Raw genomic sequence first — 23794 nt, 5'->3', positions numbered from 1 at the left:
TAACGTGATGATCGACTGCGAAACATGGAGTGGCGAAAGGCGGCTTTGCTCACCCGGCCGTCGCTCCCTGCGCTCGCGCTCGCCCTGCTGCTGTCCAGCCTGACGCCGTCCGCGCACGCCGAGAGCCAGCCGCCGCCACGCCAGTTCGACATTAGTCAGGGCGACCTGGCCAACGCCCTGCGCACCTTTTCCCAACAGGCCGACGCGCCGGTGATGACCTTCGTCGACATTCGCGGCAAGCGCGGGCGACGGGTGTTCGGCGTTCTACCGCCCGAGAGCGCCCTGGCCCAGCTGATCAGCGGCGAAGGTCTGCGGATGAAGTCCGTCGCGGGCGGTTATGTCCTGCGCGAAGCCGACCCCTGGAGCCTTCATCCCACCCCGTCCGCCAAGGAAGCCCCGGCGGCGGCCGATGCGCCGGTCGAGGTCGAGCAGGTCATCGTCACCGGCTTTCGCGGCAGTCTGGTTCAGGCCCGCGATCTCAAGCGCCAAGCGTTGGGCGCCCAGGACGTCATCGTCGCCGAGGACATCGCCGCCTTTCCCGACCTGAACTTGGCGGAGTCCCTGCAACGCATTCCGGGCGTGACAATCTCGCGCGACACCGGCGAGGGTCGTCAAATCGCCCTACGCGGCCTGGGCCCCGACTTCACCCGCACCCAGCTGAACGGCATGGAGGTTTCGGCCTCGACAGCCTCGGGCTTCGACAATCGCGGCTCGGTCAGCCGCACGCGCGCCTTCGACTACAGCATCTTCGCCTCGGAGCTGTTCAACCGGGTGACCGTCCGCAAGGCCTATGCGGTGGACGAGGACGAGGGCGGCGTGGCTGGCACGGTCGAGCTGCGGACCGCCAAGCCCTTCGACTATCCCGGCTTCAAGGCCGCCCTGTCGGCCAAGGCCCTGGGCAACAGCGTCACCGACGGGATCACGCCACGGCTTGCGGGCTTGATTTCCAACCGCTGGGGCGACGTCGGCGTGCTGGTTTCGGCCGCCTATAGCGAGAGCGACGTCAACGAATACGGCTATCGCAACTGGGGTTGGACCCCGATCAACGTCGCGGCGGCCAATATCGGCCCCGGCGTCTCGGCCGCCGACCGCGATCGGTTGGCCAACGCCACGGGAAATGACCGGGTTCGCGCGCCTCAGGCCCAGACCTATTCGACTTGGTTCGATCACCGCGAGCGCCTGGGCGTCACCGCCGCCTTGCAGTATCGTCCCAGCGCCGACACCAGCCTTGATGTCGACCTGCTCTACGGACGACTGAGCAACGATCGCAATGAGTTCTCCCTGGCCTCGGCCGGCAAGAACGGCCTGACAGGCGACGTCATCGGAACCCAGCGCCTGAACAGCGTGACCATCCGCGGCGATGACATGGTCCAGGCGGCCTTCGACGGCGTCGACCTGCGCAGCGAGCACAAGCACTCGACCGACTCGACGGTCTTCACCCAGGTCGCGGTCAATGGCCGCACTCGGCTGACCGACGATCTGGAAATCAGCGGCATGGTCGGCCATTCGCGCTCGGACTTCGAAGGCCCAGTGTTCGACAAGGTCTTCCTGCAGGCCAGCAACAAGGCGTTCTCGTTCGACCTGCGCGGTCCGGGGCGCGACGGGATCAATACCTACGGCTTCAACCCCGCCGATCCGAACGCCTGGAGCCTGATGCGGGCCGATACGCGCGAGGACGAGATCGTCAACGATTTCACGACCGGCCGGCTCGACCTCACCTACGCAGCGGGATCACGGTCCACGCTGAAGGCGGGCGCCCAGTACAAGCTGTTCCGCAACGACGGCTACCAGCGCCGCAACCGGGTCGATTACGACGGCACCCCGATCCTGCCGACGAGCATGAAGTTCGTCTCCGACGAGCGCTCGCTGATCCCCTATGTGGTCGGCGACGTCGATGCGGTCTACGCCCTGCTCGGCCAGAAGCGCGACCTGTCGCAGATCGACGACCAGCCGGGGTCCGACTACTCGCTGACCGAAAAGACCGCCGCCGCCTATGTCCAGTACCTGTTCGACGGTGAACTGGCCGGACGACGGCTGCGAGCGGATGCGGGCCTACGCTATTACAACACCCGCCTGACCTCGGCTGGCATGGTCAGTAACGGCGTGACCCTGGCGCCAGCCGTGATCGCCCACCGCTACAACGGGGTGCTGCCGGCCGTGAACCTGGCCTGGGATCTCGACGACGACATCGTCCTGCGCCTGGCCGCCAATCGCGACATCAGTCGCCCCAGCCTTTCGGATCTTCGGGCCGCGGCCAGTGTCGACGCCGCGCCGTTCGGTGGCACGATCACGGTCGGCAATCCGGATCTGCGGCCGTTCATGGCCAATTCGATCGAGGCGTCGTTGGAATTCTACCAGGGCCATGCCGGCGCCCTGGCGATCAGCGTCTTTCACAAGACCATGGAGTCCTTCATCACCTCCGAGGAAGAGACCGTGCCCTATGGCTCCACGGGCTATCCCTTGCAGTTTCTCAATCCGGGGCAGACCGGTTCGATCATGTACAATGTCGTGCGCCCCGTGAACGGCGATGGAGCCTCGATCCAGGGCGTCGAGCTGGCCTGGCAGCGCGATTTCGACTTCCTGCCCGCTCCGCTCGACAAGCTGGGCTTCACTGGCAACATTACCTACGCCCACGGCCGCACCGATGCGATCATCGACGGTAAGTCGATCCTGTTGGACCTGCCGCAATTGTCGCGCTGGACCTGGAACGCCACGCTCTACTACGAGAGCGCCCGCTGGGGCGCCCGGGTCTCCAGCGCCTATCGCGACGGCTATCTCGACGGGGCCGGTGGCAACGGCAACATCGGTTCGGGCTATCACGCCATGAACAACATCGACGCCGCCGCCCATCTCAATATCGGACGCCGGCTGAAGATGATGGTCGAGGGCTTGAACCTCACCGACCAGGCGATCGACCAGTACACCGACATCGCCGCCAATCGCCTGCTGGCGCGCACCCGCAGCGGCCGCACAGTCACCCTGGGCGTCGCCTATGAATTTTGACGCGCCCCTGTCCCCGATCGCCCTTCCCGCACCTCTACCTTCCTACGAGGCGGCGCACGGCCCGGTGGAAACGCGATGATCGACCCCCTGGCGGAGTTGAGGCCCCATGAACACAAACTCCTCGGCTATATCGCCCGACGCCACGGTGATCCGTCGCGAGCGGAGGACATCCTCCAGCAGACCCTGCTGATGGTGATCGAGCAAAGCCACAAACAGGACATCCTCCAACCGCTGGCCTACGCCTATCGCGTGGCCGACTCGCTGATCTACGCCCAGGCTCGGCGCGATCGCCGCGAGGAGGGCCTCGGCGAAACCGACTATGGCTGCGAGCTGCCCCTGGCCGACGAAGTGTTGGAGCACAAGCAGCGGGTGGCCGTCTTCGAGACCGCTCTGCGCCGCCTGTCTCCGGTCCGCCGCGAGGTGTTCGTCCGCCGGCACGTGGACGGCCAGTCGCGGCAGAAGATCGCCGAAGACCTCGACCTGAACCTGGAAACCGTGAAGAAGCATCTTGTCCGCGCCATGGCCGAACTGGCCGGAGTGATGGACGCCGCGACCGGCGACGCCGCCGACTGGAAGGGGGCGACTCGTGAGCGCTAACGACAACGACCTGAGCGTGATGGAAGAGGCCGCCGACTGGATCGACCGGCTGGACGAGCTATCCGACGCGGAGCGCCGTGAGCTGGCCGTCTGGCTGAACGCCTCGTCCGATCACGCGGCGGCCTTCGCCGCGCTGCGCCACACCCTGCGTGACACCGCGTTGCTGGAGGCCGTCGATCGCCTTCGCGCGGAGCCGACCGAGCCGCTGGCTCCCTCCCCTCGCCGTCACGTCGTCCTGAGCGGCTGGTCCCGCGCCGGTCTGATCGCCGCCGGCGTATTGGTCCTCGTGGGCGGTGGTTTCCTGGGCTCACGCCTTGTCACCGAACGCGCGGCGCCGCCGATCGAGCTGGCGACGGCGCTGGGCGTGCGGGCCGATCACGTGCTCAGCGACACCTCGACCGTTCGCCTCAACGCCGACAGCCACGCCAGCGTCGCCTACAGCCACGCGACCCGCGACATCTACCTGCGCAGGGGCGACGCCGTGTTCGAGGTCGCCAAGAACCGGCATCGGCCGTTCAACGTCATGGCCGGCGACGCCAAGGTGACGGCGGTCGGCACGGTGTTCGAGGTCGACAAGGTCGATAGCGCCGTCGAGGTCCGGGTGTTCGAGGGCGTGGTTCGCGTATCGCAAGGCGGCGCGCCCCCCCGCACGCTGCGCCAAGGCGAATGGCTGCTGCTAGCCTCCGACCACACGAGCAGTCGCGGACGCCTGGCGGCTGACAGCTATGACGCCTGGCGTGGCGACTGGCTCGAAGCCGACAACATGCCGTTGAAATACGTAGTGGCCCGGCTCAATCGCTATAGTCCGCAGGCTTTGACGCTGCGCGATCCGCGGATGGGCGATCTTCAGGTCACCGGTCGGTTCAAGCTGAACAAGCCTGCCGAAGCCCTGGCGATGATCACGAGTCTTCTCGACCTCAAGGTGGAGAAAGCCGGGCCGCGAACCTACCTGGCGCCGCCCGCGCCGCCGCCCCGATCAGGGCGAGCGATCTAGCGGCCGCTGGTCATGCGGTTGAAGATGTCGGCCAGAAGCGTTCCCTGGGCCGGCGCCAGGGCGGCCTCGACGTTGTAGGCGCGGAACAGGCCGGCGTGAGCGCCGAGCGCGACATCCTCGTTCGCGGGACGGACGGGCTCGGAAAGCTGGGGTTTGGCGTCAACCGGCGGCTGTGACGGGACCGTGACGGCGGTGTCCCAGTTGTCGTCTTCGAAGACCTGATACGGCAGGTCCGCCTGATTGATCATCGAGAAGAGACGATTGATGTCGCGGCCCATGACAGAACTCCACCGCAAGAACGCGCGGCTTGGGGGTTGAACGTCTGCCGGTCCGCCTTTCGAACGCCGACTTGGCGCACGGAATTGGGGCCGAGGTGAGTAGCCGATCCAGCGCCCCCGCACGCTGAACCTCCGACTCGTCAACACCAGGAGGCGCTGTCGAGACCCCCTCCTATTATAGTAAAGTCGACGACCTGACCGTTGGACAAATTGCCCCAGGCACCGCTTATCCACCGCCTCGAAAAATCCGAGCCCGGAAGGCTTTGAGGCTCACGGCCGGATGTCTTCCCTGGAGCCAACAGGGTAAACCGACGCCAGAAAACCCGCTAAGCCCGGTGCTCGAACACCAGCGGTCGAGCCTGCGGGTCGAGGCAGACGGTCTTGCCGCCCGGACTGCCCTGCTCATGGAGCCACGCCCCGTAGGCGCCGGCCAGCACCTCGGCCATGAGCGGCGGCCAGGCCCGGCCGCTGTCGTGTTCCAGGACATTGGGACAGGCCCCATGCGTGATGACGATATGGTCTCCGACGGCGGTGAGCTGTGACCAGCCCCAATCCATGGCGCCCAGCGCCGCGTTGATCTCTCCTTGCAACTCCTCAAGCGTCTGGACCGCGGCCAGCGGATGAAGCCGCGCCACGCGCGCGCCGGTCGCCCGCATGAAGGCCGCCGAACCGGTTTCGTCGGCGACCGACTTCAGCTCCTGAGCCATGGCCGCCAGGAACGACGCCCACTGGCGGCTGACCTGACGGCGACGCAGGTGGTCCAGGTCCAGATCGTCTGGCGAGGGTGTCTGCTTTTTCACGGGGTTCTCCCCTCACCCAAGGTCTGACGAACGCTGACGCTGATGGACGTCTCGTTGTAATCCCCAAACGTATTGAAGTTCAGCGCTCCAGACAGGCTGGTGCCGGGCCGGAACTGGTAGTCGCCGGACAAGCCGCCGGCCACGCCGAAGCCGCTGGCGCTTTGCGGCAGATAGCGCGCGAAGACGTCGGTATCCCGCGCGGCCAGGCCGTTGAGTTCGTTCTGCAGCGCCGTATCCAACGGGAAATAGGCCGCGCCCGCCTGGCTGTAGGTCTGATAACCCGGCGCCGCCTCGCCCCTGAACCGCCAGGCGCCCATTCGCGCCCGGACGCTGATCGGCGTCGTCAGGCTGGTGAAGGACTTGGGGCTGAAATAGCCGCCGTGGCCCAGGCTGAAGAAGTTCTGGTTGTTGTCGTAGCCCTGCTGATTGAGGTTGAAGCCGACTTGAATCTCGGTCTCGCCTTGCCGGTAGGGGCGCACATAGCCGCCGATGTTGACCTGGTAGCCGTTGTTGTCGAGCACATGCAGGCCGTCGTAGCGGCTGTAGCTGGCGTCGCCATAGAGCCCCGAAGCGCCGTCGTCGTAGGACAGGCTGGCGCCGCCGCCGCTGCGCATCACGCGGCCGTAGCGTTGGCCGGTCACCGGGTCGCGGGTTCCCGCATAGGCGATGACGCTGTCGGTGACCGGCCGACGTTCGACCCACAGCTTGCCCTGGCCCGAACGGCCCAGACGCGGCGACCATGACGCGCCGCCCGCGACCTCGATCGCGCCGAAGCCGATGGGCGTCGTGCCGATGTCGGCCGCGACGGGTCCGGCCTTGACCGCCAGGTTCACCGCGGCGCCGGCGGCGCTCTGGGTTCCAGGCGTGGGATAGACGGGCGCGAAGGCGCCGACGATGGCGCGAGCGTTGATGATCTGGTTGGCGCCGAACCGCTGCTCGGCGCTGCCGCCGGGCGTGCCGGCGTCGATGCTGACCGGCGAGACCGAGGCGGTGAAACGCGCGCCGCCCAGCGAGGTGGCGGCCGAGGCCTGCGCCGACAGCTCGTTCAGCTTGCTCAGGCCTGCCTCGCCCGAACGCGTCCGGATCTTGGCCGAGCCGGACACATCGGCGGCGGTGCGGGCGGTCAGTTCGGCGATCTGTCGGTCGATGTCGTTGGTGACGGGATCACCGGCCGCCTGGGGCGCGAGCGGATTGCCGGCGCCGGGCGCGAGGTAAGCTGGAGCCGGCGGTCGTGTCGCGGCCTCGCCTCCCCGTCCGCCACGACCAGTGAACGGAAAGGCGACGCCGGCATAGGGCGCCGGTCCCGAGGACGGTCCGGCTTGGGCGACTTCATAGGAGCGCGGCGCGGAGACGTTCAGCAGGTCCGGCTGGCCGCCCGAAACGACGGCGGACGTTAGCGGCGCGCTCGATCCCATCGGAGCAAAGCGCTGAGCTGAAATGGGTGTCGGCATGGCATGGTCGCGCGCGAACGGGTTGGGTCCCAATCCCCCACCGCTGTTTGCGGGTGCGCCGGGCGCGAGGATCGCGTCGAGACCGCCGCCCATGACGGGCGTCGTCGACGATTGCCGCAAGTCCCTGGCCTTTCGGAGAGCTCGCAGGGCGGCGGCCTCGTCGCCGGCCTGGCGCTCGATCCGCGCCTGCAGCAGGTAGAGGTCGGCGTCCTGGGGCGAGGCGGACAAGGCCTGGGCGGCGACGCCGCGCGCCGAGGTGAAGTCCCCCTTGGCGGCATAGCCGTCAGCGAGACCGATCAGGCCTTCCTTGTCGCCCGGCTTGGCTCGCAACAGGGCGCCATACGCCCGCACGGCGTCGTCGTTCAGGCCGCCAGCCTGATAAACCCGCCCCAGGGGCGCAAGCAGACGCGTGCTGCGCGGCGCCACGGCGAAGGCGGCGGACAACACGTCGAAGGCGCTGGCCAGATCACCGGACTGGCGCAAGCGGTCGGCGCGCTCGGCCCCCAGCGAGGCGGTCAGGTCGGCGACCTGTTGCACGCCCTGGGGCGACGAGCTGGCCCGCGCGGCGGCTTGGCGGATCAGGGCCGCCGCTTCGGCGTCATGTCCGGCCCGAGCCAGGACGGTGACCATGCCGTCATAGCTGGCGGGCGGTTCGGTCACGCCCGTGACCAGGGTCTGCTGAGCCAGGGTCAGGGCCGTTTGCTGGTCGCCAAGGTCGTAGAGCGCCACGGCCACGCGGCCGCTGACCTCGGGCGACAGGTCAGTGCGCGCCGCCACGGCTCGCAGGTAACCCGCCCCACCGCCACGCCGCGCCTGATCGATCGTCGCGTCAATCTCCAGGCGCGAGCGCAAGGTCGCCACGGCGGGCGTGACCTGAGCCGGCGGCACGCGATTGATCAGGGCCAAGGCGTCGGCGGGGCGGCCCTGCTGGTCGGCGAACAGGGCGGCGGCCTGGATCTGCTCCGGATCGCTACCGGCCGCGACCGGCGCCATCAAGCCTTCGGCCGAGGCGGTTTCCCCCTGCCCCGCCAGGAAGCGCGCGAAATCCAGGCGGATCCACGGGTCATTCGGCGCGGCGGCCAAGGCCGACTCGAACGCGGCGTTGGCGCCCGAGAGGTCGCCGCTGGCCCAGAGCCGGTTGGCGCGGTCGTGATCCAGTCGTCCCCGGGCGGCGTTCTGGCCGCTTTGGTCAGGTTGGAAGGCCGGCGACTGGGCGGCCAGCGCCTCGGCCTCGCCAGACCGGTTCTGGTCGATCAGCGCCTGGACCAGCCCCTGTTGCGCGTCGACCTGTCCCGGCGAGGTCGTCAGGATCTGCCGATAGACCGTCTCGGCTTCGGCGGCCTTGCCCTGGCGGCGCAGGGCTTCGGCCAGGAGGCCTTGGGCCATGCCGCGCTCGGGATAGGCCGGACCGGTCAACGGTTTGAGGACTCGCTCGGCCTCCTGGGCGCGTCCCTGGTTCAGCGCCGTCTGGCCTTGTTGCAGACCGGCATAGAACCGGGCGCTGGTCAGGGCTTCCTTCCAACGACCGGCCGTGGCGGGGTTGGCGCGGCCGGCGCGCTCGAGCAGGTCCGCCGCCTCGGCGAAGCGCTGACCGCGCAGTCGCACCAAGCCAAGACCGCCCAAGGCGTCGGCGTCGTTGGCTCGCCGGGTCACCGCGGCCTGGAACCGGGCCTCGGCGGTGGGCAGGTCGTTTCGTTCCAGCGCCGCGAACCCCTCGGCTCGCCCCTTGGCGCTGGGATCCACGGGCGGCGTCGCCGCGACCGGCGCCGGCCGATTGGCGTCCGCCAGTTTCCGGCCGATGTCGGCGTCGCCGGGATGAACGGCGAGATAGTCGTTGAACAGACCGGCGTTGCGCGGCGAGGCGTCCATCCAGACCAGCGCCTGGCGCCAGGCGGCCCCGGCTTTTCCGGCCGTCGCTCCGCCGCCAGCCGAAAGTTTCGCCAGCAGGGCCACCCCCTCCCGTCGGCTGCCCTCGCGATAGGTCAGGGCCTCGCCCAGAGCCAGCTGCACATTGGCGTCGCTCGGCTTGCGGGCCGCAAGCGATCTCAAGCCTTCCTGCGCCTGGGCCAGGCCGCCCGGCGCGCCAGCCAGGGTCTGGTAGTATTCCAACGCAACGGCGTCCGGCGGCGTCGAACCGCCGAACGCTTGGCGGTAGGCGGCCGCGGCGGCCGCGCTCTCGCCGCGCTTGGCCAACGCCCGGGCCTGACTCAAGCCGTCGTTCTGCGGTTGGGCGGGGGATGCGGTCGGCTTGTCGAGAGCGGCCAGTCCTTGCCGCGCCGCCGCGTTCCCCGGCTCGACGGCCAGCGCACGGCGATAGGCGTCGCCGGCCAGGTCCTTGCGTCCCTTTTGGCTCCAGAAGTCACCCTGCCGAACCAGCGCCGTCACCGCCGGATTGGTCGAGGCCTCGGCCGCGACCGCCAGGTTCGCATATCCGCCGGCCAGCAAGATCACGGCCAGCGCAGTTTCGAGCTTGAGGCCCCGCCGCTTGGTCATTTGGCGTCTCCCCCCTTGAGGCGGCGACTGGCGATCAGACGGAGCGTGACGATCAGCGGAACCGAGAGGACCAGCCCCGCCGCGAAGATCGCCAGGGCCAGCACGATCGGCCGCTGGCTGAGCCACCACATGATGAAGACCGGCAAGGGCAGGTCTCCGGTCTGGAAGCTGTCGCCGACGTGGAAGCTGGAGAAACCGGTCTCGGTGACGATCGACAGGTCGCCTTGCAGGCGGGCGTTCTGGATCGGATCGTCCATTCGCGCGACAATCGTCGGCAGCCTGGCTGGATCGCTCGACAGGATCGCGACAACCGCGCGGTCGCGGTCGAACGGAGAGCGGAAGCTGACCAGGCCGTCGAAATCGTCCTCGGCCACCAGCAACTCGTCCGCATGCTGACGCGCCGCGGCGTCCTTGGCGTCGGCCATCAGGAACACCTGGTGGATCAGAGAACTAACCTTGAGGCGCAACACGCCGCCATCCAGGTGGAACGGAGATTTGGCGAACAGCGAGGGGAACCGCTCGGTCATGGCCGGCCGCCCCAGCAGCAGGACGTCGCGCCCCTTCAGCGCCGTGCCGTCGACAGTGCGAGCGATGGCGACACGCGTGACGGGCGCGCCGGTGACATCGCCGAACCGTCCCATCAGTCCCAGGAACGCCTCGATATCGCTCGGGCCGAGGTTCGGCTCGAGGATCACCGTGGTGCGATCGAGATCGGCGTTGCGCGTGAAGGGAAATCCAGCGCTGGCGAAGAAGGCCAGATTGGGCAGACTGGCGAAATGGCGCCCATGGGTGAGATCGATGCTGCTGTCCGGATCGATCCCGCTCATGAAGTTGGTCGGCAGTTGGCCCTGGCAGGCCCCGGTCTTGTTGGCCTTGATGTCGAAATAGAACTGCAGCTGGCTGGAGCCGAACAGCAGATAGGGCGGCAGGATCAAGCCGTGCTCGTTGCGCGCGAAGCGATTGAAGATGTTCCGAACCTGGGTGGCGCTGTCCTGCTGGGTGAGCGAATAAGACCGCAGCCACTGATTGTTCAATGAGATGTCGAGCCGTGATTGCTCGCGGTCGAACCACGGGCCCTTGGGATACCGGTAGCGCAGTGTAACCGGCGCGCCTTGGGCGGGCCAGAGGAAGAGATCCGGCGCGACGCGGAACGGCACGTTCACGGGGCCGGGAGACAGACCCGGCGCCCGGAGGCTGCTGGCCTCGACCAACTCGCCAAAGCGCACGGGCCGGTCCATGGGTAGCCAACGCGGCGCGTCATAAGGGGCTCGCGGGGCGATCAGCGAGGTGTCGACCTGGGCCGACGCGCCGCTCAGCCCGCCTTGGGCGATGCTGAGCGCCAGGGCGGCGCGTCGGATTTCCGCGCCGTCGCGACCCAGCACCAGCAACAGCTGATGATCGGGAGCCTGGGGATTGACGACCACGGCCAAGGTCGGTCCCGTCACCGTCGGCAAGGTCAGGGCGCCGATGGTCTGCTGGGACAGCCCGAACACGACGCCCTCCCCGCTGGGCAGCGCGTTGATCAGCGTCGGGAAGCCGAAACCTCGATAGCTGGCCTTCATGCCGAAATAGGACGCCACCGCTCCCGCGCCACGCAGCACGGCGTCGGACGGCGGCTCGGCGAACACGAACGGCAGCACCAGCTTGCCACCACCCGGATCGAAGAACGGCCCGGGCAGCGCCGCCAAGTTCGGGGCCAACGGCAGATGCGAAACCGTGAGCTCCAGTCGCGACCGTTGATTGCTGATGGTCATCCAGAGCGAGGAATGCTGCGGGTCCTCGCAAGCCCGCGTGTAGTGGCCCAGGAACCGCAGGTTCAACTGGTTGTCGCGCAGGAAAAGCGCCGGATCGATGGGGATCGACCACTCGCTGCCCCCGGCCCTGTCGGGCGTGAGCATCACCGCGCCGGCGGGCTCGCCATTCAGGCTGACGGCGAGTTGGCTCAGGTCGCCCAACAGCGCGGGCGAGAAGGCGCCGGACACCACCAGGCGTGCGCCGGTCACCACCTCGTCACGTCGCAGGGTGAAGGGCGCCCCAGCCTCGCCCTGGACCCCGCGCAATTGCAGCGGCTGGCCGAAGCCCAGGTCCTTCAGGGTCAAGGTCCGCACCGCTCCCGACGATGCGGGCGGCGGATTGGCGGGGTTGGGTATGGCTTGGGCGCTGACCTTGCCGCCCAGCGACAAGCTCGCCGTCAGAGCCAAGCCGGCCACGATCACCGAGATACGCCCCGCCTCGCCGCTGGCCGAGGCGCGAGACGTCAGGCCCACGGGCTTGTCGGCGCGCCGCCGGAACAGAATGCTGGCGCTGGCCCTGACCAGGCCGGCCAAGGCGGTCAACGGCTGGACCGGCGCCCAGTGTCCATTGGGTTGCCAGGCGTCGGCGCGGCCCAGCACTGTGCGCACCAGATCGCGGCGTTCGGCGAAGCCCAGAGGCAGGAATTGCACTCTCAGGACCCCTTGGTCGAACATCACGGTCCTGGCGTCGAAGCGTCGGCTACGGTCCTCAATGCTGAATTCCAGCGCTTCCAGGTGTCGGTCCGGCCCCCACACGCCATCGGGCACGACCGCCGAAAGGCCGCCCATCGAGATGTCCCGCGTCTCGACCTGCAGGATCTCGCCGTTGGAAAGATGGAGCCTGGCGGGCAGATGAGCGTCGACGCGCACATGATTGCGGATCTGGCGGGTCTCCCGGCCGACCGAGATCGCGGCGAGCAGCACCAGCAGGCTGAACAGGGTCCAGACGGTGTTCAGCATGATGGTGAAGGTGCTGATCCTGTCCAGCGCGCCGACTAAAAGCCGTGACGTGCCCAGGGCCAGGCCAAGGATCAGCAGCCCGGCGACCAGCACGTGCGGCCACATCAGCGGCCAGTCGAAATAACCCTTCTCAAGCCGGCCGCCCTTGTCGGTGACGTTGAACTTGCCACGTTTGGGATCGATCATCGTCACCAGCGTCGGGCCGATCAGATGGAAGGCGAGCAGGGTCTCGTAAATCTCGCCCCAGAACGCCATGCGCTCCTCGCCCTGCATGCGGTTGTTGGTGACGATCGAGTGCACCAGGTGCGGCAGCGCATAGGCCAGGATCATGGGCGCCGAGGCGCTGATGATGTTGGCGCCGCCCAGCAGGAAGGCCAGCGGCGAAGTCAGGAACACGATGCGCGGCAGCGGAAACTGGAAGTGCAGCATCGCATTCAGGTAACAAAGCCGCTGGGGCCAGGTCAGGCCCTTGCCCATCAGCGGATTGTCGATCCGGAAGATCTGGGTCATGCCCCGCGCCCAGCGGATGCGCTGACCGATGTGCAGCGCCAGACGCTCGGTGGCCAAGCCCGCCGAAAGCCGGATTTCCAGGAAGGCGGTGTTCCATCCCAGGCGCTGCAACTTCAGCGCTGTGTGGGCGTCCTCGGTGACGGTCTCGTGGGCGAAGCCTTCGGTCTGATCCAAAGCCGACCGCCGCAGCACCGCGCAGGATCCGCAGAAGAAGGCCGCGTTCCACAGATCGTTGCCGGGCTGCACGACGCCGTAGAAGAGATCGCCCTCACCCGGGATATCGTGCACCGTCTGGATGTTTCGCTGCACCGGATCGGGCGAATAGAAATGGTGCGGGGTCTGCAGCAGGGCCAGTCGGGCGTCTTCCTGGAACCATCCGACAGTCATCTGCAGGAAGGCCCGGGTCGGGATGTGGTCGCAGTCGAAGATGCAGACCAGCTCGGCGTCGGTCCGCTCCAGGGCGTGATTCAGGTTGCCGGCCTTGGCGCCCTTGTTGTCAGGGCGGGTGACATAGGTCGCGCCCGCCATCTCGGCGAAGGTTCGAAACTCCGGCCGCTTGCCGTCGTCGAGCAGATAGACCCGGAAGCGGTCTCGCGGGTAGTCCATGCTCATGGCCGCCAGGACCGTGTCCTGCACGATCTCCAGGCTTTCGTTGTAGGTCGGAATGAAGACGTCGACCTTCGGCCAGGTGGCTGGCGCGCCTTCCAGGGGACGCACGGGCCGTTGCAGGGGCCAGGCGGTCTGCAGGTAGCCCAGCAGCAGGATCAGCCAGGCGTAGATCTCGGCCATGTAGAGGCCGATGCCGAGGAATGTTTCCATTGGCGTATGGAAGTGCAGCGTCTCGGTCGTTCGCCACCACAGATACCGCGTGCTGACGATGACCGACACGATGCAGAGCGCGATCGTCAGGTGTTTGGACCGCGAGGCGCGATTGGCGACGATCACGACCACGATCGTGGTCGCCGCGAACAGGGTCTGCGCCCGAAAGCTTAGCGGGATGACGATGGCGATGACCGCCACACAGAGAACACCGACTATTGCGAGCAACCACGCGATTTGACTGGCGAGGCGGCTGAAGACGGCGTCGCCGTTCATGATTTTCCACCTCTTGCCGTGTCTTTCGACTGCGCGTTTCGAGATGGAGACATTGAGGACAGCATCGATCACACTCTCTGGATCAAAGCGAGTCCCCCAAAACTCAAACTTGGCCAACCCAAACTATAGTCAGATATCCAAATGCCAAGTCTAATTCCATAAAATCACGTGCGACAAAGTCGACAACGGTAGCGCTTAGCTTTGCCATTACGCATTATACGTAAAACGATGATTTTACTTAACGGCGTGATGTGGCGAATTCCTTGATCACGCGGGCAAGGCGGTGCAGGAGCGGTCTTCGGTTCAGACCGAAGACCGCCCTCCCCATGGTCCCTTGGGGGTCAGACGAGATAGGCTTTTCGCATCGCGGCGATCTTGCCGTCGGTCAGGCCGAAGCGCGCCTTGGTCAAGGCGATCGGGCCGCCGTACTTGCGGTCAACGGTCGCCAAGGCCCGGCGCATGACCTCGGGATCGGACCCCATGATCACGTCCAGCACTTCGGGCGGCATCCTGGCGAAGGCCTGGGCCTGCTGGGCGGTCAGTCCGCTGGTCGCCGCGCCCTGGGCCATCTGCTTCCGATAGAAGGCCGGCGGCGTGTAGACCTGGGTCAGGGCATAGTCGGACACGATGGTCTCGCGCGGCACGCCCAGCACGGACAGCACCAGGGCCGAGGCCATGCCGGTGCGATCCTTGCCGGCGCTGCAGTTGAACGCCAGGGGCCCCTCTCCCGCCGCCAGCCGCGCGAACATGTCGGTATAGTGCGGCGTCAGCAGGTCGAGGAAGCCGACATAGGCGCCGGCGAAGGCGTCGATGGCCTGGTCGCGCGACGTCAGGCCCGCCAAGCCGGCCAGCGAGGTGTTCATGTCGTATTCGAACGCGACCACGCGCGGACCGCCGGCCTTGAGGAACGGGCTGGGCTCGCTTTCGCGCTCCTGGGGGTTGCGCAGGTCGCAGATCACCTTGACGCCCAGGTTCGCCAGATAGGCGCGGTCGCCGTCGGTGAGGCCGCTCATCACGCCCGAGCGGTAGATCCGGCCCCAGCGCACCTGACGCCCGTCGGTCGCGCGATAGCCGCCCAGGTCACGGAAATTGCGACCGCCTTCCAGCGGCAGCAGGCGCTCGGCGATCCGGGTTTGCTGACCGCCCTTGGTTTCGATCAGGAAATAGGGACGCGGCGACATCGAGGCCGGCAATTCAGCGCTGCTGGTGACGGCGGCCCTCACCCGGCTCATCGCGCGGCGCGGCGCGTCGGGATCGGTCGATTGATAGATCGAAACCGGCCCCTTGCCGCTCCAGTCGAGGCGAACGCTCTGGGGAGAAAGGCGGCTGGCCCGGCCGTCCAGCGGTGTCGCGGCGAAGGCCGCCGGGGCGATGGCCAGGGCCCCGTTGGCGGCGGCGGCCAGGAGGAAGGTGCGGCGATCCATGATAGCTCCCAAAAAAAGAAGCCGGGCGGGTACGTGCCCGCCCGGCGTTTTGCAGTGCGGGGATTAGAACTTGACGTTCAGCTCGACGCCGTAGGTGCGCGGCTCGTTGTAGATGCCGTAGGTCCCCAGGACGCCGCCGTTGGCCCGCAGGAAGGCGTGCGAGTCGTTGAGCAGGTTGCGCGACCACAGCGACAGCTGCAGCGCCGGCCCGTTCTCCGTCGCCCGGATATCGGTCAGGGCCACCCGGCCGTTCACGATGAAGGAGTCGTCGCTCAGGGTCGGGTCGGTCGTGTTGCCGTATTGGCCGTCGGCCCAGGCGCCGTCCAGGTGAGCCCGGAAGGTCGCGCCCAGCGCCGGATGCTCGTAGTCGGCCGCCACGCTGCCCGCGTTCTTGGGCGTGAAGACCGGATAGATCGTCGCCATGGCGTTGGTGAACGGATTGAACGCCTGAGACAGCGTGGTCTTGGTGTGGGTGTAGGCGGCCGACAGCGTCAGTCCCTCGACCGGCATCAGGGCGAAATCGGCCTCGAAGCCCTTCGTCTTGCCGCTGGCGGCGTTGGTCGTCTCCAGGGTGCCGCGGTTGTTGTTCAGGATCATGACGTTGAAGTCGACCTGGGCGTCCTTCAGATCGCCGCTATAGGCCGCGACGTTCAGGCGAGCGCGCCGGTCCCAGAACTCGCTCTTGGCGCCGACTTCGTACATCGAGACGGTTTCAGGATCGAACGGGCGATAGGTCAGCGAGCGCGAGTTGGCGCCGCCGGCCTTGTAGCCCGTGCTCCAGCGGCCATAGACGTTGATGTTCGGCGCCACGTCATAGGCCACGGTGACCAACGGGTCAAAGTGGTTCCAGGACTCGTCGAGCGGAATGACGCCGGTGACGGTCTTTTTGTTGGCGTCGACATAGGACGGCACGGCGCCGTTGACGATGTCGAGCGAGCCCTTCTTCTGGTCCTTGGTCAGGCGGCCGCCCAGGGTCACGTGCAGGGCGTCTTCGAGGATCGGCGGCGTCCACACGGCCTGGCCGAACACGCCGTAGCTGGTGGTCCGCGCCTCGCTGGCCCGGTCGAACGGCACCGCGTTGATGTTCAGCGGCAGCTGGGTGTAGCCCGTCCCCGTGGCGTTCCATTGCAGGGTGTTGGGCGTCTGGGCGTTATCATTGACGTTTTCGCGGAAGTAGAAGGCGCCTGCCACATATTCCAGGTGCGGCAGGCTACCGACCGCCTGGAACTCCTGGCTGAACTGGTCCTGGTAGGTGTTGGCGATGCTGTAGCGGGCGAACGGCGCGTTGGGCGCGAACACGCCCAACACGGCTTCGGCGTTGTCGTACTGGCCCTGCTTGAGCTTGCGGTACGAGCTGATCGACTTCAACTCCAGAGCGTCGCTGAGCTTCCAGTTCAGGTTCAGGCGGTGTCCCCAGGTGAAGCCTTCGCTCAGGCGCATGGGCACGCCGACATTGGCCGTCTTGGCGCGATCCGGCTGAAGCGGCGCGATCGGGGCCGTGGGATACATCCCCTTCGTGAACAGCTGGACCAGATAGGGCGTGCTGGCGTCGTAGGAGTCGTCGAACGCGTAGTCGGCGCTGAAGCCCTCGACCGGCTTCCACAGGGCTTCGACCTGGAAGCCGCGCTTGTCATAGGAGTTGAAGTCCGGCTGGCCCGAACTGGTCGGGTTGGTCACCGTGCCGTCGCGCTTGCTAAGCAAAGCGTCGACCTTGACGCTGACATCGTGGAAGGCCGGCAGGTCGATATGGGTCTCAGCTTTGTAGGCATTGAAGTTGCCGTAGCCGAGCGTGGTGTTGACGCCGAATTCGCCGGTCGGGGCCTTGGTCACGATGCTGATCGCGCCGCCCTCGGTGTTACGGCCAAATAGCGTGCCTTGCGGACCCTTGAGCACTTCGATCCGCTCGACGTCGTACAACGCCGTGCCCAGGCCTTGGGCGCGACCCAGATAGACACCGTTGATATAGACGCCGACAGCCTGGTCGCGGGCCGGCTGGTTGGCGTCGCCCGACGAGCCGACGCCGCGCATGCCGATGGTCAGGGCCGACTTGCGGGCGAAGAAGGGGGCCACGCGCAGCGAGGGGATGGCGCCATCGCCCAGGTCTTCGAGCGACTGGACGTGCCGGGCCTTCAGGTCGTCGGCGCTCATCGCCGAGATGGCGATCGGAGTGTCTTGCAGGTTGGTCGTGCGCTTCTGGGCGGTCACGACGATTTCGTCGAGGCTGACGCCGCCATCGGCCGGCGCGGCCGTTTCAGCGGCCCAGGCTTGGCCCGCCAGGGCTACGGCCGCGGCGCTCGCCAACAGGCTCACGCGCAGAACGGCGCGTTGGTTTCGGTGTCCCATCTCATACCCCTCATTGGTCTCGGCGGCGTCTCGGCGCCGGTCGGGGTGCTAAGCTTGGGGCGTGACGTTAGAACGAATGTTATGTATCGAACTTGTGAAGGTTGCCATTCGCCGAGCCGAGCGCTTGCGTTAGCCGTGCACGCTGGAGAAGATGGCGAATGGTCATGCACTCACCCCTGGAGCACCTCGCACGCTCCCGGCAATCCGCACCGCCGCCAGAACAAGATCGGCGAGTCGATCGCCTGGTCTTAGCCGCCGCGCAACTGCTTTCGGATGAAGGACTTGCGGGAGCCTCAGCGCGCGCGATCGCGGCGACGGCCGGAGTCGCGCCCAGCGCCATCAACTATAATTTTGGCAATATAGAACAATTGTTATCTTTGGCGTTCGCGCGGGGCGCGGACCAGACCGTCGCATGGCTCGAAGCCCGAAGTCGTGAGATCCAGCCCCTACCGCGTACGGTGGATGGAGCCTTGCGAGCGCTGGAACATGTGCTGGTCGCTTGGACGGTCGATGGGCGGCCCCTGGCGCTGCTCTATCAGGAAGCACTGGCGGCGGACGCCAACGGGCCGGCCTGCGCGGCCTGGACGCGTCTATGGCGCGACTTCTGGCTGGACGTGGCGGGCACTTTTGGACTGTCTGAAATCGAGGGGCGGCTGCTGCACCTCTTCTTCGAGTGCGAGGCGCTCTACCACCTTTCGACCTGGACCCCGGTGCTGGAGCGCGCCGTACTGCGTGAGCTGATCGACCATTTCGGGGAAACCTATCTGGCCGCGCCGCGCCGGGTGGATGGCGGCGCCCTGGTCCAGGCGGTGCGCAGCGCCGAAGCCCGCTCGACGAGGGTCATCGCGCCCGCCGCCATGCGCATCGCCGTGGCCGCCGCCGAGGTCGTCGAGGCCGGCGGCTTCGTCAGCTTGACCCACCGAGCCGTCGCGGCGCGAGCCGGCGTGACCACCGGTTCGGTCACCCATCACTTTCGGACCATCGAAGACCTGGTGACCGGCGCCATCCGGGGACAGGTCCAGACGCTGACAGGGGACGCCGGCGGGGCCGACGGAGTGACCTTCGATCCGACCTTCACCCTCGCGCAGATGTTCGCGGGTGTTCGCGTCCACGTGCTCGGCGATCGGCCCGCGAGCCCGCTACGCCGACGATTGTTCCTGGCCGCTGTCCGGCGGTCCGAGCTCGCCGGCGCCGGGGCGATCATCCGTTTCTCGCACGGTGGCACGACGCGGGAGGCGCTGAGGCAGATCTACCGGTTGCCGGAGGGCGAGCTGTTGCTGCGCTCGGGCCTGTGGTCGCGCCTGCTTTCCGCCCTCTGGTTCGCCTGTTCGAGCGATGAAACGCCCACGACGTCCCGCGAACGGCTGCTGGACGAGTTGGAGGCGCGTTTTCCAAGAGGGCTCGAGGTGAGCGCGGCCTAGTCGCCGAGTCTTTGGCGGCCGCGCCGTCAGCCGCTCCAGGCCTGGCCGAGGCTGTGAACCGGCATGGCGTGGAAGTCGGCGGTCGCGGCGTGGGCTCGCGATCCGATCATGGCCGACAGGACCGCCGCGCCGAAGATGATGGCGATCAGTCCAGCGCTTTGCCAGAAGTGCGATGTGTGCATGACGTGCTCCCTCAGCGCGCAACAGACTACGCCGTCCAAAGCAAAGGCCAATCAGGTCGAACCCTGATCCGCGCAGCTCGAAAATGAAGCGGCCGGAGGCCGGAAACGCCTGGCTTGGCGGCGTATCTGGCGACCGAACATCGCTCCACGAACGCCGCTTGCCATAATGATAGCATTAGCTACTGTAACCCTCATAAAACTGTAACGGGGGTATGGAATGCGGAAGCTCCAGGTGCTCGCGGGCGTCGCTAGCGCGGCGATGATGGCGGCGGCGGGACAGGTCTCGGCGCAGGAGGCGACCGCTCTCGACGAGATCGTCGTCACCGCCCAGAAACGATCGGAAAATCTCCAGGACGTGCCGGTGTCGGTGACCGCCCTGACCGCCGACCAGCTCAAGGATCAGCGGGTGGGCGATGTGCTGGCCCTGTCGGGTCTTTCGCCGGGCCTGCAGATCAAGACCGACGACAACGCCGCCAATCCTCGCATCTTCATCCGCGGCATCGGGGTCAACGACTTCAACCCCAGCACGGCCAGCGCCGTCGGGGTCTATGTGGACGGGGTCTATGTCGCCTCCCCGCTGGCCCAGATGGCGGGCTTCTACGACCTGCAGCAGGTCGAGGTTCTACGCGGCCCCCAAGGCACGCTCTACGGCCGCAACACCACGGGCGGCGCGATCAACGTCACCACCAAGAAGCCAAGCAGCACGCCCGAGGGCGACCTGGCCGTCGACTACGGCCGGTTCGACACGCTCAGCGTTCAGGGCGGCTTTGGCGGACCGATCGCCGGCGACGCCTTGGCGTTCCGGATCGCCGGGCTCTACGACAAGAGCGACGGCTATACGCTCAATCGCCTGACCGGCAACAAGGGCAACGACGCCGAGCGCAAGGCCGCGCGCGCCGCCCTACGCTACACGCCCGACGACAAGCTGACGGTCGACCTGTCGGCCAGCTACAGCAAGTCCACCGGCGGCTCGATCCTGACCTACAACCGTTCGCTGGTGGCGCAGACGGCCGAGGCCGCCAGCACGGCCGATCCCGATCCGACCTTCGGCTACATCTTCTGCAAGCCGGCCTACTACACCTCGGGCCAGTGCACGAACGTCGCCGGCTACGCCAATACCAGCAGCAACAAGTACGAAGGCGACTACCGCTTCGAAGGCAAGGACATCGTCAAGCTGTTCGGGGCGACCAGCGCCATCAGCTACGACTTCGGCGGCGTCACGCTCTATTCCGTCACCGGCTATCAGAAGGCCAAGCGGGACGACTACGAAGAGACCGACGCCAACCCGATCTCGATCTTCGACGCCCGCTACATCGCCAAGCAGGACACCACCAGCCAGGAGTTCCGCCTGCAGTCGAACGGCGCGACCGCTCTGCGCTGGGTCGTCGGCGTCTACGGCGCGCGCGACAACCTGGACAACAACAGCCACTACAACGTGCTGGAAGTGGCGCGCGTCCCCGACCCGGTCAACAACCCGACCGGCATGGACCCGGCCAACAGCATCGGCGTGTTCGGCTGGCCGCTGCACCAGAAGACCACCAGCTACGCCGCGTTTGGCCAGGCCGATTACGATTTGACGCCCAAGTTGACCCTGACCGGCGGCCTGCGCTGGTCGCAGGACAAGAAGACCTTCCACTATGTCAGCGACGTCGACTACGGCCTGCTGACCCTGTTCGAATACGACAACGCCAAGACCTTCAGTTCGATCTCGGGTCGCGTGGGCCTGCGCTATGCGGTCAGCGACGACGCCAATGTCTATGCGACCTACAATCGGGGCACCAAGAGCGGCGGCTTCTTCAGCGGCCAGACCACCGATCCGGACGACCTGGGCCCGTATCGGGACGAGACCGTCAACGCCTACGAGATCGGCTCCAAGAGCGAGTTCCTGAACCGCCGCCTGCGGGTCAATCTCTCTGCCTTCTACTACGACTACAAGGACTTGCAGGTCTACACGGTGATCCAGCGCAACGGCCTGCCGGTGCAGCTGTTCACCAACGCCTCCAAGGCCCGAGTCTATGGCGGCGAGGCCGAGATCGAGGCGCGGCCGATGACGGGCCTGTCCCTGACCCTGGGCGCGTCGCTGCTCAGCGCCGAGTACAAGAACTTCCAGTCCCTGGGCGACGACTATTCGGGCAACACCCTGCCCTCGGCGCCCAAGACCAGCCTGAACGGCGCGGCGCGCTACGAGCACCCGCTGGGCGCGGGCGACCTGATCACCCAGCTGGACTTCACCTATCGCAGCAAGGTCTATTACGACACGGCCAACACCGACCGGCTCAGCGACAAGGCCCGCGCCTACGTCAACGGCCAGGTCGGCTGGGCCTTCTCGGACGGGCGCTACGAACTGGGCGTGTGGGGCAAGAACCTGACGGACACCACCAACATCTCCGACATCACCCCGGTCGCCGCCTTTGGCTTCGACGTGTTCAGCATGGGCCCGCCGCGCACCTACGGCGTCTATTTCCGGGCCAAGTATTGAGCACCGCCGACATCCCCGTCGTCGCTGATCCCTCGCCCCCGGTTCCGGGCGCCTGGATCGGCGCGGCGCCCAGCCTGGTCCAGCGCCTGACAGTGTTCTGGATCGGACTGGTCGGGGTGTTGTTTCCCGGCGTCGGCCCCCTGCTGCTCGGCGGCATGGAAGCAGCCGGTCGGCTGACGGCGAACCAGATCGGGCTCGCCGGCATGGCCGAGCTGGTCGCCATGGGGATCGGCGCGGCGGTCGTCGGCCCGCTATTCGGCGAGCGCCGACTGAGGCTGGCTGCAGTGACCTGCGCCCTCCTGCTGGCGGCGCTGGACCTGGCCACGACGCGGGTCTCGGGTGATCTGCTGATCCTGGTCCGAGCCGTGGCGGGCTTGCCGGCCGGCGCGATGATCTGGCTGATCACGGGCATGATCGTCCGCTCGCCCCGCCCCGAACGTTGGGCGGGCCTCTACCTGACCATCCAGACTCTGCTTCAGCTCGCCGTGGTGAGCGCGCTCGGCGCCTTTGTCACGGGACCGTTCGGCTCGAACGGCGGCTTCGTGGTGCTGGGCGCCCTGACCGTTACGGCGGCCCTCGCCGGCTTGGCGATTCCCGGAGCCTACGCGCCTCTGGTGGAAACCGAGGACAATCCCAAGGGATTGCCGAGCCCGCGCGGCTGGGTCGCCTTGGCGGCCGTGTTCTGCTTCCAGGCCTTCATCCTGGCGGTCTGGATCTATGCCGAACCGCTGTCGCGCCAGGCCGGACATCCGGCCAGTGTCGCCAGCGCGGCCTTCGCGGTGTCCCTGGCCGCCCAGGTCGCGGGCGGCGCGGCGGCCACGGCCCTGGCCGGGCGGCTGTCTTGGTTCTGGTCGCTGACCGTGGCGGTGGTCCTGGCGATCGGCGCGCTGTTCGTCATGGCCAGTCTGCCGTCGGCGGCGGTGTTCCTGGCGGCTTCCGGCGTCTTCGGCTTCGTCTGGCTGTTCGCCTCGCCCTACCTGACCCCGCTGGCGATCGAGGCCGATCCCAGCCGCCGGGCCGCCCTGCTAGGACCCGGGGCCAGCCTGCTGGGTTGCGGCGCGGGGCCCCTGTTGGCGTCGCTCGTGGTCAGCGGCGCAGACGTGCGACCTGCCGTCTGGCTGGGGGTGGGCCTGGCGCTGGTCACGGTGGCGGTCGTCACCTTCCTGCATCTGACAAGGCCGCGCTAAGGGTTGAGGCCGATTGGCTTTTTCGGCCAAAGCCTCTAGTCCAGAAAGGACCTTGAGGAGAGACCGCATGCCGAAGGCGACGGCCAGGAAGACCGCCAGCCCCGACATCGCGCTGGACGCCAAGCTGCAACCGACCCAGGCCCGGGGACAGGATACCTACGAGATCGTCCTGGCCACGGCGGGCGAGATGCTGGGCGAGAGCGGCTTCGAGCAGCTGACCACCAACGCCATCTGCAAGCGCGCGGGTCTGACTCCGCCGGCCCTCTATCGCTATTTTCCCAACAAGTACGCGATCCTCAAGGCGCTGGGCGACCGGCTGATGAAGGCCCAAGACGACATGGTCTTCGCCTGGATCGAGACGGGCGGTCTGGACGGCGAGACCGTCGCCGAGCGCGTCGAAAAGAACGTGGTCATGCTGACCGAGATGATCGAGATGACCCGCCGCTTTCCCGGCGGAGCGGCGATCGGTAGGGCCCTGCGCGCGGTGCCCATGTTGCAGCAACTGCGCTTCGCCTCGCGCGACATGGTGGCGGGCCAGTTCGCCGAAGTGCTCAAGATGCGCTATCCCGCCGCGCCCGAAGCTCGGGTTCGCCTGGCCATGCGGATGATGGTCGAGCTGACCTATTCGGCCACCGAAATGGCCGTCGAGGAGCCTGACCAGGACGCCCTGGCCCTCAGCCGCGAGGTCTGCCTGCTGTTCGAGCGCTATTTCGACACCTTCGGCGATCCCTCTCTGGTTCCATGGAACGACGTGTTGCAAGAACAGTAGTTTTTACTATCATAC

General features: G+C 67.2%; 14 protein-coding genes. 7 read left to right on the top strand and 7 right to left on the bottom strand.

What is annotated here, in order from left to right; translation table 11 throughout:
* Positions 1–45 precede the first annotated feature (45 nt).
* From G3M62_RS11600 to G3M62_RS11590, 3 genes are all read left to right on the top strand, one after another.
* Complete coding sequence (locus G3M62_RS11600) at positions 46–3003, top strand: TonB-dependent receptor (RefSeq protein ID WP_246263564.1); 2958 nt, start codon at positions 46–48, stop codon at positions 3001–3003.
* Between the two features lie 75 nt (positions 3004–3078).
* Positions 3079–3600 carry an RNA polymerase sigma factor gene (locus tag G3M62_RS11595; RefSeq protein ID WP_165187156.1) on the top strand — a complete coding sequence of 174 codons (522 nt, stop codon included), beginning with the start codon at positions 3079–3081 and terminating at the stop codon, positions 3598–3600.
* Positions 3590–4594 (top strand): FecR family protein, encoded by a 1005-nt coding sequence (locus tag G3M62_RS11590; protein ID WP_165187154.1) that lies wholly within the window; start codon positions 3590–3592, stop codon positions 4592–4594. The genes G3M62_RS11595 and G3M62_RS11590 overlap by 11 nt, the downstream gene beginning before the upstream one ends.
* Here G3M62_RS11590 and G3M62_RS11585 read toward each other — a convergent pair.
* The 6 genes from G3M62_RS11585 to G3M62_RS11560 form a co-directional block, all read right to left on the bottom strand.
* Positions 4591–4872 carry a hypothetical protein gene (locus G3M62_RS11585; protein WP_165187152.1) on the bottom strand — a complete coding sequence of 94 codons (282 nt, stop codon included), beginning with the start codon at positions 4870–4872 and terminating at the stop codon, positions 4591–4593. The genes G3M62_RS11590 and G3M62_RS11585 overlap by 4 nt on opposite strands.
* A gap of 326 nt (positions 4873–5198) precedes the next feature.
* Positions 5199–5672: a cellulose biosynthesis protein BcsD gene (gene bcsD / locus G3M62_RS11580; protein ID WP_165187150.1), complete on the bottom strand. Its 474-nt coding sequence runs from the start codon at positions 5670–5672 to the stop codon at positions 5199–5201.
* On the bottom strand, positions 5669–9616 hold the full coding sequence (locus tag G3M62_RS11575; protein WP_165187148.1) for a cellulose biosynthesis protein BcsC: 3948 nt from the start codon (positions 9614–9616) through the stop codon (positions 5669–5671). Before G3M62_RS11575 ends, bcsD begins: the two co-directional genes overlap by 4 nt.
* On the bottom strand, positions 9613–13974 hold the full coding sequence (bcsA, locus tag G3M62_RS11570; RefSeq protein ID WP_165187146.1) for a UDP-forming cellulose synthase catalytic subunit: 4362 nt from the start codon (positions 13972–13974) through the stop codon (positions 9613–9615). The genes G3M62_RS11575 and bcsA overlap by 4 nt, the downstream gene beginning before the upstream one ends.
* 341 nt (positions 13975–14315) lie before the next feature.
* Positions 14316–15398, bottom strand: a complete 1083-nt coding sequence (locus G3M62_RS11565; protein ID WP_165187144.1) for a tyrosine-protein phosphatase — start codon at positions 15396–15398, stop codon at positions 14316–14318.
* A gap of 63 nt (positions 15399–15461) precedes the next feature.
* Positions 15462–17741: a TonB-dependent receptor gene (locus tag G3M62_RS11560; RefSeq protein ID WP_165187142.1), complete on the bottom strand. Its 2280-nt coding sequence runs from the start codon at positions 17739–17741 to the stop codon at positions 15462–15464.
* A gap of 164 nt (positions 17742–17905) precedes the next feature.
* Here G3M62_RS11560 and G3M62_RS11555 point away from each other — a divergent pair, with 164 nt between their 5' ends.
* Positions 17906–19162: a TetR/AcrR family transcriptional regulator gene (locus G3M62_RS11555; RefSeq protein WP_165187140.1), complete on the top strand. Its 1257-nt coding sequence runs from the start codon at positions 17906–17908 to the stop codon at positions 19160–19162.
* Positions 19163–19188: 26 nt separating this feature from the next.
* Here the strand turns inward: G3M62_RS11555 and G3M62_RS11550 are convergent, their stop codons facing one another.
* Positions 19189–19344, bottom strand: coding sequence for a hypothetical protein (locus tag G3M62_RS11550; RefSeq protein WP_165187138.1), 156 nt, complete (start codon positions 19342–19344; stop codon positions 19189–19191).
* A 217-nt stretch (positions 19345–19561) separates the two neighbouring features.
* Here G3M62_RS11550 and G3M62_RS11545 point away from each other — a divergent pair, with 217 nt between their 5' ends.
* The 3 genes from G3M62_RS11545 (at position 19562) to G3M62_RS11535 (ending at position 23779) form a co-directional block, all read left to right on the top strand.
* Entirely contained in the window at positions 19562–21823 is a 2262-nt protein-coding gene (locus G3M62_RS11545) for a TonB-dependent receptor (RefSeq protein ID WP_165187137.1), read from the top strand.
* The gene (locus G3M62_RS11540) at positions 21820–23010 is read left to right on the top strand and encodes an MFS transporter (RefSeq protein WP_165187135.1); all 1191 of its coding nucleotides are present in this window, start codon (positions 21820–21822) and stop codon (positions 23008–23010) included. Before G3M62_RS11545 ends, G3M62_RS11540 begins: the two co-directional genes overlap by 4 nt.
* A gap of 67 nt (positions 23011–23077) precedes the next feature.
* Complete coding sequence (locus tag G3M62_RS11535) at positions 23078–23779, top strand: TetR/AcrR family transcriptional regulator (protein ID WP_165187133.1); 702 nt, start codon at positions 23078–23080, stop codon at positions 23777–23779.
* The last annotated feature ends 15 nt before the right edge of the window (positions 23780–23794 follow it).

This window comes from Caulobacter soli (assembly GCF_011045195.1).
GTDB classification, from domain to species: Bacteria; Pseudomonadota; Alphaproteobacteria; order Caulobacterales; family Caulobacteraceae; genus Caulobacter; species Caulobacter soli.
This window is presented reverse-complemented; position numbering and strand designations above follow the sequence as displayed.

Coding starts and splice junctions, on each gene's coding strand:
- G3M62_RS11595 (WP_165187156.1), top strand. CDS start 3,079: ATGATCGACCCCCTGGCGGAGTTGAGGCCCCATGAACACAAACTCCTC.
- G3M62_RS11585 (WP_165187152.1), bottom strand. CDS start 4,872: ATGGGCCGCGACATCAATCGTCTCTTCTCGATGATCAATCAGGCGGAC.
- G3M62_RS11575 (WP_165187148.1), bottom strand. CDS start 9,616: ATGACCAAGCGGCGGGGCCTCAAGCTCGAAACTGCGCTGGCCGTGATC.
- bcsA (WP_165187146.1), bottom strand. CDS start 13,974: ATGAACGGCGACGCCGTCTTCAGCCGCCTCGCCAGTCAAATCGCGTGG.
- G3M62_RS11565 (WP_165187144.1), bottom strand. CDS start 15,398: ATGGATCGCCGCACCTTCCTCCTGGCCGCCGCCGCCAACGGGGCCCTG.
- G3M62_RS11560 (WP_165187142.1), bottom strand. CDS start 17,741: ATGGGACACCGAAACCAACGCGCCGTTCTGCGCGTGAGCCTGTTGGCG.
- G3M62_RS11555 (WP_165187140.1), top strand. CDS start 17,906: ATGCACTCACCCCTGGAGCACCTCGCACGCTCCCGGCAATCCGCACCG.
- G3M62_RS11550 (WP_165187138.1), bottom strand. CDS start 19,344: ATGCACACATCGCACTTCTGGCAAAGCGCTGGACTGATCGCCATCATC.
- G3M62_RS11545 (WP_165187137.1), top strand. CDS start 19,562: ATGCGGAAGCTCCAGGTGCTCGCGGGCGTCGCTAGCGCGGCGATGATG.
- G3M62_RS11535 (WP_165187133.1), top strand. CDS start 23,078: ATGCCGAAGGCGACGGCCAGGAAGACCGCCAGCCCCGACATCGCGCTG.